At 60.5% G+C, this 13,488-nt stretch carries 14 protein-coding genes; 1 reads left to right on the forward strand and 13 read right to left on the reverse strand.

The annotated features are described in order from the left end of the window. Window positions 1-369: 369 nt before the first annotated feature. From hycI to O1Q98_RS19010, 12 genes are all read right to left on the reverse strand, one after another. The gene (gene hycI, locus O1Q98_RS18955; protein ID WP_125259999.1) at window positions 370-825 is read right to left on the reverse strand and encodes a hydrogenase maturation peptidase HycI; all 456 of its coding nucleotides are present in this window, start codon (window positions 823-825) and stop codon (window positions 370-372) included. 22 nt (window positions 826-847) lie between these two features. Then, complete coding sequence (locus tag O1Q98_RS18960) at window positions 848-1,249, reverse strand: formate hydrogenlyase maturation HycH family protein (protein ID WP_125259989.1); 402 nt, start codon at window positions 1,247-1,249, stop codon at window positions 848-850. After that, on the reverse strand, window positions 1,246-2,037 hold the full coding sequence (locus O1Q98_RS18965) for an NADH-quinone oxidoreductase subunit B family protein (RefSeq protein ID WP_125259988.1): 792 nt from the start codon (window positions 2,035-2,037) through the stop codon (window positions 1,246-1,248). The genes O1Q98_RS18960 and O1Q98_RS18965 overlap by 4 nt, the downstream gene beginning before the upstream one ends. After that, window positions 2,034-2,603 (reverse strand): hydrogenase 4 subunit H, encoded by a 570-nt coding sequence (gene hyfH / locus O1Q98_RS18970; RefSeq protein ID WP_035342884.1) that lies wholly within the window; start codon window positions 2,601-2,603, stop codon window positions 2,034-2,036. Before hyfH ends, O1Q98_RS18965 begins: the two co-directional genes overlap by 4 nt. A 10-nt stretch (window positions 2,604-2,613) precedes the next feature. Continuing rightward, the gene (locus O1Q98_RS18975) at window positions 2,614-4,341 is read right to left on the reverse strand and encodes a hydrogenase large subunit (protein WP_035342882.1); all 1,728 of its coding nucleotides are present in this window, start codon (window positions 4,339-4,341) and stop codon (window positions 2,614-2,616) included. Continuing rightward, on the reverse strand, window positions 4,334-5,983 hold the full coding sequence (locus tag O1Q98_RS18980; protein WP_125259987.1) for a hydrogenase 4 subunit F: 1,650 nt from the start codon (window positions 5,981-5,983) through the stop codon (window positions 4,334-4,336). Before O1Q98_RS18980 ends, O1Q98_RS18975 begins: the two co-directional genes overlap by 8 nt. 5 nt (window positions 5,984-5,988) lie before the next feature. Next, window positions 5,989-6,639, reverse strand: a complete 651-nt coding sequence (gene hyfE, locus O1Q98_RS18985) for a hydrogenase 4 membrane subunit (protein WP_125259986.1) — start codon at window positions 6,637-6,639, stop codon at window positions 5,989-5,991. 9 nt (window positions 6,640-6,648) lie between these two features. Continuing rightward, complete coding sequence (locus O1Q98_RS18990) at window positions 6,649-8,088, reverse strand: hydrogenase 4 subunit D (protein ID WP_125259985.1); 1,440 nt, start codon at window positions 8,086-8,088, stop codon at window positions 6,649-6,651. Between the two features lie 16 nt (window positions 8,089-8,104). Continuing rightward, a complete protein-coding gene (locus O1Q98_RS18995; protein WP_125259984.1) occupies window positions 8,105-9,052 on the reverse strand; it encodes a respiratory chain complex I subunit 1 family protein in 948 nt (315 codons plus the stop codon). Window positions 9,053-9,062: 10 nt separating this feature from the next. After that, a complete protein-coding gene (gene hyfB, locus O1Q98_RS19000; RefSeq protein ID WP_125259983.1) occupies window positions 9,063-11,084 on the reverse strand; it encodes a hydrogenase 4 subunit B in 2,022 nt (673 codons plus the stop codon). After that, complete coding sequence (locus O1Q98_RS19005) at window positions 11,081-11,707, reverse strand: 4Fe-4S dicluster domain-containing protein (RefSeq protein ID WP_125259982.1); 627 nt, start codon at window positions 11,705-11,707, stop codon at window positions 11,081-11,083. The genes hyfB and O1Q98_RS19005 overlap by 4 nt, the downstream gene beginning before the upstream one ends. Window positions 11,708-11,808: 101 nt before the next feature. Beyond that, complete coding sequence (locus tag O1Q98_RS19010; protein WP_125259981.1) at window positions 11,809-12,006, reverse strand: hypothetical protein; 198 nt, start codon at window positions 12,004-12,006, stop codon at window positions 11,809-11,811. A 57-nt stretch (window positions 12,007-12,063) separates the two neighbouring features. Between O1Q98_RS19010 and hybG the strand changes: the two genes are divergently transcribed. Then, on the forward strand, window positions 12,064-12,333 hold the full coding sequence (gene hybG / locus O1Q98_RS19015) for a hydrogenase maturation factor HybG (RefSeq protein ID WP_125259980.1): 270 nt from the start codon (window positions 12,064-12,066) through the stop codon (window positions 12,331-12,333). Between the two features lie 32 nt (window positions 12,334-12,365). Here the strand turns inward: hybG and O1Q98_RS19020 are convergent, their stop codons facing one another. After that, on the reverse strand, window positions 12,366-13,352 hold the full coding sequence (locus tag O1Q98_RS19020) for a DMT family transporter (RefSeq protein WP_125259979.1): 987 nt from the start codon (window positions 13,350-13,352) through the stop codon (window positions 12,366-12,368). Between the last annotated feature and the right edge of the window lie 136 nt (window positions 13,353-13,488).

Consider the following 13,488-nt stretch of genomic DNA (forward strand, 5'->3'; position numbering starts at 1 on the left):
TAAATAAGGGCAAGGAATAGCGCTATTGCTTGAGGGAATATGTGTTTCAACGATTGATATTATTCAATGATTGATGCTATTCGGTTATTGCACGCAAGCCGTGGGTCAATTGCGCCGCTATGCATGTGCGCCGCTATGCATGTGCGCGGTTGTACATACGTGCGGCTATATATGCATGCAGCGACGATATGATCTTGCCGGTGTGGAGGTTGGCGGGCCGCTCCCCGGCCACGAAGTGGCTATTATGCGGGGAACGACACCATGACCGGGCGAGTTCCTGACCGGCTGAATCGCCACACGGTCGATGATATAGCTGTGCTATAGCGCGGCAATGCCGGGCAAATAACCACGCCCGTCATCGCCTCGCTATCAGGCCGAGACGAGCGCCTCAATGCCGCCGTTGCCCTCCCAGGCAGCCAGACGCTGGTAGAGCTGCTCGACGGCCTGCGTCACTTCCTGGCTTATCGGGAAGTAGAACGCCACCAGCGCTGGCTGAATACCGATAAAAATCACCTCGGGAATGTCTTCTTTCAGGCTGTCTATCAGGTAATTGAGCGGCAGGCTGTGGGTGTTCATCAGCATGTCTTCGGCGATGCGTTGCGGGTCAACGATGCGCATCTCTCCCGGTGCCAGCCCCATGTCGGTGGCATCGACCACCAGCAGGCGGCGTGGCTTGAGCGAGCGCAGCGTATGGGCGGCGTTCTCGGGAATCGCACCGCCGTCAATCACCGACCAGCCATTGACCGGTTGCTGCGTCATGCGCTCGGCCAGCAGCGGGCCTGCGCCGTCATCGCCCATCATGGTGTTACCGACGGTCAGCACCATATTATCGGTGCGCAGAGGGTGTTCAGTTATCAAGGCGTTTCACCATTAAGTAGATGGCAGGCTCTTGTTGGATTGCCGCCAGTTGGCCCATTAGCGACTGCGTCCAGTCCGGGTGGCTGTCGCGCTCGTTTAGCGCACCGAAGGCGCTTCCCAGCAAGGTCACATGGGTGCTGTCGATGGTGATTTCGCCAAAGCGCAGCAGACCGAGCATTTTGCGGCGCGCCTCGTCATCAGCCAACTGGCCGACCCAGCCTTCGTACTCCGACAGCGGGCAGTGCAGCACCTGTTTCAGGCAATCAATCACGCCGACGTGGTGGCCGATAGCCAGCGAGTAGTACATCACCTGCTGCGCCTGCTCCGGGATTTTGTCGCGGCTGTCGAGGAACTTGCGGTTTAACGCGTAAAAACGCACGTCGGCGCTCATCGTACCGTCTCCCCGTTTAGCATGGCGTGGTAAATGCGCAACAAATGGCCGGTGATTTCGTTCAGGCGCGGGTCGTTGTGCTGGTCAAGCCAGCGTGTGACCCGCTGTTCAAACCCGGCCAGCGGCTGGTTTTCCAGCAGCCGCAGGAAGCTGTCGCTGATTTCACGGCCCTGGCGATAACCGGCCATCAGGCGGGCTTCGCGTTCAACCTGCACGCGCAGATCGAGCGGCAGCGAGGGGTGGATCAGCGCGGCTTTTTCCTGTTCGGCCTGCTGGTGATCTTTGCCGTGCAGTTTTTGCTCAAGAAGCCCTAATGCCACGGCAAAGCCGTAAATGGTCGCCGCCGGTGTTGGCGGGCAGCCGGGAATATAGACATCAATCGGCACGATTTTGTCGCTGCCGCCCCACACGCAATACAGGTCGTGGAAGATGCCGCCGCCGCAGCCGCAGGCCCCGTACGAGATACAAATTTTCGGGTCGGGGGCGGATTCATACGCACGCAACGCCGGTGTGCGCATGGCGCGCGTCACCGCGCCGGTAAACAGCAAAATATCGGCATGGCGCGGTGAGGCCACCACTTTGATACCGAAACGCTCGGCATCAAACAGTGGCGTAATGGCGGAGAAAATCTCGATTTCACAGCCGTTGCAGCCGCCGCAGTCCACGCGATAGACGTAAGCGGAGCGTTTAATGTCTTTGAGCAGCGTTTTCTTGAGCTGCTGTGCCTGTTCATCCAGCGTGATGGGTGTGGTCTGGTAGTGATCGACACCGTCGGGAAGTTGGGTCATGACGCATCCCCTTTCTGTGTACTCGGGGTCGGCAGGTGCTGACTGAGCGGCACCTTGCCCCGATGGTTCATGTTCTGTTTACGTTTGCAATCCGGGCAGGTTTCAAACTGTGCGCGGCGCGCTTCGACTTCGCTTTCCGGCACCCCGGCGTGCGCCAGCAGCGCCATGGCGTACTCCACCTCTTTTTGCGGCGCGAACGGGCGCTGGCAAACGTGGCAGTTAAGTAGCTGGAAGGTGGCGCGCTGATACAAATCCGCTTTGCTGGCCACCGCCATTTCAAAATCCTGCGACAACACAATGGCGCGGGTAGGGCACACCTCCTCGCAGCGGCCGCAAAAAATGCAGCGGCCAAGGAACAGTTGCCAGATACGGGTGCCGCTTTCCAGCGCGTTTTCCATCGTCAGCGCATTGGCCGGGCAAGCCATGGTACAGGCGGCACAGCCGATACACTGCTGCGGGTCGTACTCGGGGCGGCCGCGAAATCCGGCTGGCACCGGCAGCGGCGCGAACGGGTATTTCACGGTGCTGTTGCCCGCTTTGAGGATGGTTTTGAATAATTTGATCATCAGCGATTCCTCATTTCAGCGGTGAACGGGTGCGTTCCAGCCCGTAACGCTCAATCTCTTTATACGGCACGGTGGTTATCTTGTTTTTGCGCACATCCACCAGCGTGACGCGGTCGGTACAGGAGTAGCAGGGGTCAAGGCTGCCGATAATCAGCGGCGCGTCCGATATGGTGTTGCCGCGCAGCATAAAGCGCAGCACCGGCCAGTTGGCGTAGGTGGCGGCACGGCAGCGCCAGCGGAACAACTTCTGGTTGTCGCCGGTCATACTCCAGTGAATGTCCTCGCCGCGCGGCGCTTCGGTAAAGCCGAGCGCGAACTTGTGCGGCTGATAGTGAATGTTCTCATTGAGGATCGGGCCTTCCGGCAGGTTGTCGAGGCTAAACTCAATCATCGCCAGCGAAGTAAACACTTCGCGCACCCGCACCAGCACGCGCGAATAGACGTCACCGGCATCGAGGTGATGCAGCTCCATCGGTAAATCGAGATAGGCGGCGAACGGGTGGTCAACGCGCACGTCGCGCTTAAAGCCGCTGGCGCGGATCATCGGCCCGACCGGGCTGTAATCGCGGGCGATTTGCTTATCCAGCACGCCAATACCCTGGGTGCGCTGGCCCATATTGGCGGTGCCAAGCAGCATATCGGTCAGCTGTGTCACCTCTTCGCGCATTTCACGGATAAGCTTGATGGTTTTCAGCCGGTCATCTTTGAGAATGTCACGACGAATGCCGCCTATCAGGTTCAGGCCGTAGGTTTTACGCGCACCGGTCAGGATTTCGGCAATCTGCATCGATTTTTCACGCACCCGGAAGAACTGCATAAAACCGGTGTCGAAACCAACAAAGTGGCTGGATAAGCCGATATTCAGCAGGTGGCTGTGCAGGCGTTCGACTTCCAGCAGCACACTGCGGATGGCATGGGCGCGTGGCGGCACCACCACGCCCAGCGCATTCTCAATAGAGTTGGTGTAGGCCACGCTGTGGGTAAAGCCGCAAATGCCGCACACCCGGTCAGACAGGAAGGTCACTTCGTTGTAACCCATGCGGGTTTCCGCCAGCTTTTCCATGCCGCGATGGACATAAAACAGCCGATAGTCGGCGTCGATAATCTGCTCGCCATCAACAAACAGCCGGAAATGGCCGGGTTCGTCGGAGGTGATGTGCATCGGGCCGATGGGCACCACGCGGGTGTCGCCGGTGGCTTCGTTGACGAAGGTGTAGGATTCATCGTCGCGGGTCGGGGCCGGGCGCTGGCGGTAATCCATCGCGTCTTTACGCAGCGGGTAGAGTTCATCCGGCCAGTCATCCGGTAACACCAGACGGCGTTCATCCGGCAGGCCGACCGGGATCAAGCCGTACATGTCGCGCACTTCGCGCTCGCCCCACACAGCGGCAGGCACGCGCGGCGTGACGGACGGGAACTCCGGCACCGTCGGGTTCACCAGCGCTTTGACCACCACCCAGCACTTCTCGCCTTGCTCCATTGAGAGCACGTAGTAGACGGCGAAATGGCCGTTAAGCGAGCGCTCGTCATTGCCGAACAGCACCGACAGCCAGCCGCCGTGCTGATAATACAAATACTCCACCACTTCCGGCAGGCTATTGAGCTTAACCGTTATCGTCAGTTGGTTTTCGGTCTGGCGCTCTTCTTCCAGAATAGCCGTCGGGAATTGGGCTCTGACCTGGGCGACGTATTGCGCGCCTAACGCAGGCTGGGCAGTGGCAGTGAATGAATTAGTCACGGGACATCTCCTGACGGGAAGCAGTGGATAAAACGGCAGGCTCCGTGCCTGTCATCGGTATAAATGCGCCAGCCTCACGCGGCGCAGGCTGCGGGCGCAGGCTGAGGGCGTTGGCGGCGTCAGGGCGGGCTGTGCTGTCATTGAGCACGGTGTCATTGAGCACAATCGCCGTGGCCCGCTCCAGCAACTGGGTCACGGGTTGCGGAATGCGCGTGCCCATCACCAGCATAAGCACCAGCAGCACCAGCATCGGGGCGGTGGTGAGCCAGCCGAGCTCGCCTTTACTGACTGCCTCCGGCTGGCTGCCGAGCACCGTGGTCGCCACCATGCGCACCAGCCCGGCCAGCACCACGGTGAGCAGCACCAGCAGCACGATGACCAGCGGCAGATGACCGGCGTGGATACCGGCGGTCACGGTCATAAACTCACTGAGGAACACGTTAAACGGCGGCATCCCACCGAGCGCCAGTGCGCCTGCGGCCAGCAGTGCGCCCGTCACCGGGGCGACACGCAAAATGCCTTTGACGGCGTCCATGTCGCGGGTGCCGTATTTCAGCAGCACATTACCTGAGCCGCAGAACAGCAGCGTTTTCGCCAGGCTGTGGTTGAGGGTGTGCAGCAGCGCCGCCAGAACCCCCAGCGGGCCGCCGATGCCGAGCGCCACGGCAATCAGCCCCATGTTTTCCACGCTGGAGTAGGCCAGCAGGCGTTTCATGTCGCGTTGCACCAGAATCAGCAGGGCGGCGACCGCCACCGACAGCAGGCCAAACACCAGCAGTAAACGCTGCGGGAAGTCCGGGCCGATGGCGGCGCTGATAAGGATGGTGTAGCGCACAATCACCAGCAGCGCGCAGTTCAGCAACACCGCAGAGAGCAGGGCGCTGGTGGGGCTTGGCGCTTCACTGTGCGCATCCGGCAGCCAGGCGTGCATCGGGAACAGGCCGGTTTTGGTGCCAAAGCCAATCAGAATGAAGATGAACGCCAGGTGCATCAGCGTGGTGTCGAGCTCGCTGGCGTGGTGCAGCACTTCAGTCCAGAAAATGGCGTTGCCCGGCTCGGCCATCACGTTGGCGGCGTTGGCGTACACCAGCACCGTGCCATATAAGCCGAAGGCGACGCCGACAGTACAGATGATGATGTACTTCCACGCCGCTTCCAGCGACGAGCGCTGACCATACAACCCGACCAGAAACGCGGAACTGAGCGTGGTGGCTTCAATCGCCGCCCACATCAGAATCAGGTTATTGCTGGTTATCACCAGCAGCATGGTGAACAGGAACAGGTGGAAAAAGCCGTAATAGTGGCACAGCGTGGTGACGCTGACTTCGCCGCTGTCCACTTCATGGTTCATATACCCCATGGAGTAAAGGCCGGTGAGAAAACCAATCACACCGAGAATGGCTAAAAACAGCGCGCTCAGGCTGTCGAGATGTAACCAGCGCCCGGCGGCCAACAGTTCGCCTTGCTGGTAGACCGTCCATACCGACAGCAGCGTGACCACCAGCAGTGCGCCGATGCCGAGCAGGTGCATCAGGCTGACCAACTGGCGCGCGGCCACGCCGGTAAAGCGACAGGCGAATGCCAGCAGCGCCGCTACCAGCGGCACCCCCAGCAGCACAGAAAACAGATCCAACGTTGTCATGGTCATCATCCTTTCAGCGCGGTCAGTTGCTGAACATTCAGGGTGTGCAGCGTGCGGTGGATCTTGCGCGCCATCAGCGCCATCACGATGACCGCGAAAATGGCATCGGTGGCAATTCCCACTTCCACCAGTTCAGGCGCGCGGTAGGCCAGCAGCGCCAGCGTCAGGTGCGCGCCGTTCTCCATCAGGCAGTAGCCGAACACCTGCTTGAGGATGTTGCGCTGGCTGACGATGCACAGCAGGCCAATCAGAAAATGGCCAAGCGACACCGCCAGCACCGGCTTAAGTGCGCTGACTATCGGCAATTGCACCGGGGCGACGGCGAAATAACTCAGCAGCACAATCACGCTGGCAATCAGAATAAGCGTGGCGGTACTGAGCACGCCGCCGTCGGCCTGCGGGTCACTCAGGCGGCGAAAGGCGCGGTACATGATGACCGGCACCAACACCACCTTGGTGGCGAAGGCCGTCATCGACCACAAAAAGAGTTCGTGAGAGCCCAGCAGGTTGCCGAGCGCGATAAAAATCAGCACCAGCACCAGCGATTGCAAGGCGTACAGCACGGCGGAAACCGTGGGTTTTCTGGCGGCTATCACCAGCATCGAGGTGATGATTAACAGACCAGCCAGATTATTGACGAGAAGCGATCCAGTCATGGGCGTTCCTTATTTCAGCCAGAGTGCGGCGATGACGCTTGAGCACAGCGACATCACAATCAGCACCAGCAATACCAGATTCATTGACGCCGGCACCGGTATCGCACCGGCCACCTCCTCGGAGGGTTTACCCGGCACGGTGCGGCCAAACCAGTAGAGGAACCAGGCAAAGCTGGCGACGGATTCCACCAGGGCGATTATCAACACCGGCAGCAGCCACACCGCCTCGTTTGACAGGGTGAACCCGGCGGCAAACAGCGGGAATTTGCTGAAAAAGCCGTTAAACGGCGGCACCCCGGTGATGGCGAGCGCCGCGACGCAAAAGCCGACGCCGAGCAGCGGCAGGCGCGTTAACATGCCGCGCAGTTGCGGCAACATGCGGGTGCCGCAGCTATAACTGAGCGCCCCGGCCACCAGGAAGAACAGGCTCTTGGCATAGGCGTGGTTAAAGATGTAGGCAAGGCCCGCATCAAAAGCCATGCGCGAGCCAAAAATCGACAGCGACAGCGCCAGAAAGATGTAGGCCAACTGGGTGATGGTGGAGTAGGCCAGCAGCCGCTTCATGTCTTTTTGCGGCAGGTACATCCAGAAACCGTACACCAGCGTCAGGGTTGCCATAATCACACCGACCACGCCGATAATGTGCGGCACCTCGACGGCTGACAAAATCGCCCGGGCGAAAATATACACCCCGACTTTCACCATCGACGCGGCGTGCAGGTAGGCACTCACCGGCGTAGGCGCTTCCATCGCATCCGGCAGCCAGATGTGCAGCGGTAACTGGGCTGATTTCCCCCAGGCCGCCAGCAGAATGCCGCCAAACACGACGATTTTGCTGGTGTCATCTAACTGGGCGATGGCGCTCAGGGCGAAGGTGCCGGTGGTGGCGAACAGCCAGGCGGCGGCCAGATACAGGCCGACGGAGGCCACATGCGTGACCAGCAGCGCTTTGAGCGCCGAGCGCAGTGATTTCGGTTTCTGGTAATAGCCAATTAACGCCCAGGAGCAGCCGCCGGTGATTTCAAAGAACACTAACTGGCCGAGCAGCGTTGATGAGAGCGTTAACCCGGCCATTGCGCCGATAAACACCAGCAGGAAGGCGTAGTAACGGTTGCTGCCTTCGTGCGGGTGTTCGCGGTTGCCGAGCGTCAGGTAGCCGCACGAGTAGAGGCTAACCAGAAAGCCGAGCGAAACCACGGCAAAACCAATTAACAGGCTGACGCGGTCAAACACAAAGCCGAACAAATCGGCCTGGCCGTAACGGTAGAGGGTGACGACGGTGTCGAGCTTGCCGCTTTGCAGGTAGCACCCGGCAAGCCAGGCCATACCGAGTGTTGCCAGCAGCGCAAACAGCGTACACACCCCTTTAGCCAGGCGCTGCGGCACCACGGCTATTAACAGCGCGCCGAGAAACGGCAGCAGCAGGGTGGCGAGAGCAATAGTCTCCATGATGGGTGCCGACTCCTTATAGTCCGGTGAGGTAGAAAACAAAGGCCAGCGCGGCAACGCCGAAGCCGAGCCAGGTAACGCGGCCGGTCAGCAAAAAGCGCCCGCGCGCCAGACTGTTTTCAATCAGGGCGGCGAGGGTAAATACCACCACCAGTTTGATAGCCAGCGCCAGCGTGCCCCACAGCAGGCCCGCCGCGCTGAGGGTTTCTGCCTTGCCAAACGGCACAAAGACCGACAAAAACAGCGTCGCTACCACCACTTGTTTGAGGCTGATGCCCCATTTCACCAGCGCCAGCCCGGCACCGGCGTATTCGGTCAACGGGCCTTCCTGCAACTCCTGCTCGGCTTCAGCCACATCAAACGGGATTTTGCCCATCTCGATGAAGGTGGCGAAGGCGCAGGCCAGCAGCGCCAGGCCGGTTGCGGTGGGGGCAACCCAATCGCCGCTGGCCAGTTGCTGGCTGATATTGCCGATGTTGGTGGAACCGGCTATCAGGGCGACCACCAGCAGGGCGAGCATCAGAATCGGTTCCACCAGAATGCCGAGCGTCAGCTCGCGGCTGGCACCGATGGCGGCGAAGGTGCTGCCGGAGTCGAGGCCGGACAGCGAGAAGAAAAAGCGGAAAATGGCAAACAGGTACAGCAGCGTTATCACATCACCGGCTGCGCCGAGCGGCGACTGGGTGGTGATAGCCGGTAGCGTCATCGCCACCAGCAGCATCGAGCCGTTGAGAATAAACGGCATCAGGCGGAATACGCCGCCGCTGTGCTCTGGCGCCACTTCCTGACGGCGCAGCAGTTTGACGATATCGCGGTAGTCCTGCCAGACACCGGGGCCCTGACGTGAGTGCATCTTGGCGCGGATAACCCGCGACATGCCGGACAGCAGCGGGGCAGCGGCCATCAACACCAGCGCCTGCACCAGCGCACAGAGCAGCGGAAAAATAACCGAAGACGGATTCATTGTGCTCTCCTTAAACCAGCGTCGTCAGCAGTAAGGCCACCAGCGCGGCCACCACATACAGGCAGTAGACCCGAAAGTCGCCGTGCTGAATCCATTGCACCGCCCGGCCAAGGCCCTGCACCGCGCGCGCCAGCGGCAGCACGATGCGCTCGTCAAGCACCGGTTCAACCCTGGCCGCCGAGCGGGTGGTCAACTCCAGCGCCTGTTGCATGGACGGGGCCGGGTCGAGGGTTTTGCGCAGGCGATAGAGCGGCGCGAACATCACCCGCAGCGGCTGGGTGAAGCTCCCGGCGGAAGCTGACATCGCCTGTTCATAGCCATAACCGCACGCCCAGGGCGTCCCTTTTTGGCGAAATGCCAGACGCGGCCCGCGCAGCAGGCTGTAGAGCATCAGCGGCAGCAGCGGCAGCGCCAGCAGCAAGATGAAAATCAGCGGGGTATTCAGGCGGGTTTGCCCGGCATCGCCGGGGAACACGCCAAGGCCAGCGGCCATCGTCAGCGCCGGAGTGTGCGCAAGATCGGCGGCGATACGGGTGATAACCGGTGACACCACGCTTGCCCCAACACCCAGCAGCACACACAGCAGCGCCAGCAGCAGCATGGCGGCGGTCATCGGCCACGGCACTTCGGCGGCGTGGCTGGCTTTTTCGCTGCGCGGTGCGCCGCAAAAACTGATGCCATACACTTTGACAAAGCACATTGCCGCCAGCGCGCCGGTGATCGCCAGCATCACAATCGCTAGCGGTGCCAGCAGTTTCATACCGATGTGACCGTCATGGCTGAGGGTAAACAGCGACTGATAGGTGAACCATTCGCTGACGAAACCGTTCAGCGGCGGCAGGGCGGAAATCGCCATACAGCCCATCAGGAACGCCAGCGCGGTGCGCGGCATCAAACGGGCCAGCCCGCCCATTTTCTCCATGTCTTTGGTGTGTACGCGCGAGATAACCGCCCCGGCCCCGAGAAACAGCAACCCCTTGAAGACAGCGTGGTTGATGAGGTGATACAGCCCGCCCAGCAAACCGAGCAGCGCCAGCAGCGGATGATGGGTGGCGATGCCTATCATGCCGGTGCCGACCCCCATCAGGATGATGCCGATGTTCTCCACCGTGTGGTACGCCAGCAGGCGTTTGATGTCATGCTCGGCCAGCGCATACAGCACGCCTAGCACCGAGGACACCGCGCCAAAGGCCAGCACCACGACGCCCCACCAGGCTTCGGTCGCGCCCAGTAAATCAATGCCGACTTTGATAATGCCAAACACGCCGATTTTCACCATCACGCCGGACATCAACGCCGAGGCGTGTGACGGTGCGGCCGGGTGTGCGCGCGGCAGCCAGCCGTGCAGCGGCAGCATGCCCGCTTTGGCACCAAAACCGAAGAACGCCAGCAGGAACACGATGGAGGCCTGCGGTGCCGACAGCGAAGCCTGACGGAAATCAGCGAAATCCAGGCTGTTGCTGTGACGGTAGAGCAGGAAGAAGGCAATCATGATAAGCACTGAGCCGGCGTGCGCTATCAGGAAGTAGAGCAGCCCGGCGCTCACCGCTTCTTCATCCTGATCGGCAATCACCAGGAAATAGGAGCTCAGTGACATCACCTCGAACAGCACGATGAAGTAGAAGGTGTTATCCACCACCACCAGCGCCACCATCGAGGCGATAAACAGGTTCATGAAGAACCCCATCGCCCAGGCACCGCGCCCGCGATACTCCTCCAGATAGGCCAGCGAGTAGAGCGCGCAGAGCGCGGCCAGCAGCGAGATAACCAGCGTCATGAACGCGGCCAGCGAATCAATGCGCAGCGTCAGGTGGGCGAAGGCATCAAAGGGGCCGGCGAAAACCACATTGATGGCACCGCCTTGCAGCAATACCGGTGCGGCGGCCAGCAGACCGGCACAACCAGCGGCCAGTGCGCAGCAACCGCTCAGGCGGATAGCCAGCGCTTCCTGACGGCAAAACAGGAGTGAGCAGAGCGCACCGGCCAGATAGAGCGCCAGCGACAGGCCCAGCCATGCTAATGGCGTCATCATAGGTTGTGCCCCCAGTCAGTCTCATCGGGTGGAAAGGGCAGATTGCCCTGCGGCCACTGCGCCGCCTGACGGCGTTTGGCGGCAATCGCTTCATCAAGGTTGGCGTCATCGACCAGATAGAGTGCCTGCGTCGGGCAGACGCGCACGCATTCCGGCCCTTGCGCGTGGAAGTCACACAGGTCGCATTTCACCGCGATACTGCGCACACCGGCATTCCATGACAGCATCGGATGTACCGACGGCAGGCTGACCGGCACATCCGACAGCAGTGACAGCGGGATGTGTTGTTCAAACGTCGCCGGTGTCGCCAGCGGGGTGCTGCCAGATGGCGTGATCGCGCCAAACGGACAGGCAATGGCGCACAGTTTGCAGCCAATACAGGTGTTTTCGTCCAACATGACGGCGTTGTCCTGATGCTTGATAGCATTCACCGGACACACTTTGGCGCAGGGTGCGTCTTCACAGTGTCGGCACAACACGGGTGCCGTGCCGCCAGCTTCGCGCTCAACGCTTAGTCTCGGATGAGCCTGCAACCCATGCTGGCGATGCACCTGCGTGCAGGCGGCCATGCAGGTGTTGCATCCGATACAACGTGTTGGCTCCGCAATGACGAAGCGGTTCATAGCCATACCCTCCAGGGTGATAGAAATCCAGGGTGATAGAAATGTTTACTGCGGCCCAAGCATATTCCATGCCATAAGAAAAAAATGGGTGTGATGTTCTTTTAAATCAATATGTTAATTTTCTCCTGGCCGGAGGAGCACCCCTCGACAGGGGCGGGCTCGACATTAGTGACGACGTTTTTGACGCCACCGGGCGCGCAGGTCGTCACTCTTGACTGACCGCGCCGGTCGCAGCTCAGGGTAAGCCGTGGCAGGGCGCGATCGCGCTGCTTCGTGCGTGGGATCAAATCAGCTGGCATCAAATTTGCTTAGGCTTGCGCTGAGGCATGTTGCAGTCAATGACGAGGATGAGGGATATGTGTCTGGGAATTCCAGGGCAAGTCGTGGCGTGGGCGTCGGATGATAATCAGCTGGCGTGGGTGGATGTCTGCGGCGTGCGGCGAGAAGTCAATGTCACACTGGTGCTTGATGGTATTACGCCTGAGACCCTGATGGGCCAGTGGGTGCTGGTACACGTCGGGTTTGCCATGAGTCGGCTGGATGAGCAGGAAGCGCGCGATACGCTGGAGGCGTTAAAACAGATGGAGGAAGTGGAGCAGGATGTGGCCCATTTCCTCCAGCACTGATTGCCCTGAACGGCCTGCATCCGGCCACGCCGTTATTCGCGAGGCGACGCGGCCGGGCGCTGCGCCTCACTGACCCTGATGACCGGCTCGAGCTTGATTCGCATGGCAGATACGACGCCGGTTATCAGGCACACTATGCCAGCGCTGGTCATCAAGGGCGGCCAGCTCTGGCGTAACAAAAAGGTATAAGCCAGCGCCGCCAGGGTTTCAAACACCAGTAACGGGCCGACCAGCACCGTCGGCAGACGCTGACTGGCCGCATTCCAGCACAGCGTACCCAGCCAGGAACTGAACAGGCCGATAATCACCATCAAGGCGAGAAAGCGCCACGGCAACGGGCCAAAGGGCAGTGGAAAATCGGGTGCATGCAGCGATAAATAACCATTCACCGCGATAAAACCGACGAACGCCATCGGCAAGGTTGCCAGCCCCTGCGCCGTTGCCCAGGTTGACGGGGGCGTTTGCGGGTGTTGGCGGAGCCAGCGCGCGTTGCGCAGCGGATACCATGTCCAGCAGGCCAGCGCCAGTAGCGCCAGTGCGAGACCCGCCAGATAGCGCGCTGGCGCAATATTGGCGGCATCGCCATGCAGCTCGGACAGGTTAACCAGTATCAGCCCCAGCGTGATGAGCACCAGCGGCGGAATTAACCGTCGCCACGGCATGCGGCCATCGTGATGACCGTAGAGCAGATTGGCACTGACTGCCATCACAACTGGCAGCGTACCGATAAGCATACTGGTGACAGGTGTTCCCGTGCGTTGAATGGCGCTGGCCAGAAACAGGTAATAGAGCAGATTACCCACGCATGCCAGACGCAGCGCCTCTTGCCAGTCGCGGCGCGTCAGTTGCCGCAGTTGCGCCCGGTCAAACCAGGCCAGCGGCAGCACAATCATGCCAAATGCCAGATAACGCCCGGTTGATTGCAGCGCCGCTGGATAATCCGGTATTAACAACGGGGCGACAAAGACCACTCCCCACATCAAGCCAGCGGATAGTGCAAACACGACGCCAGTTATCATTTTCTTACCCTGTTTCTTACCACGTTCACCACATTCACCTCGTTGCCCGTCCGTGACCGCCCGGGGCGCTGATACCGTGCGCCATGGTCACAGAGCCATGAGCGAAAGGCAAACCCCTGTCCGGGGGTTGACGGTA

Origin of the sequence: Dickeya lacustris (assembly GCF_029635795.1) — a bacterium.
GTDB classification, from domain to species: Bacteria; Pseudomonadota; Gammaproteobacteria; order Enterobacterales; family Enterobacteriaceae; genus Dickeya; species Dickeya lacustris.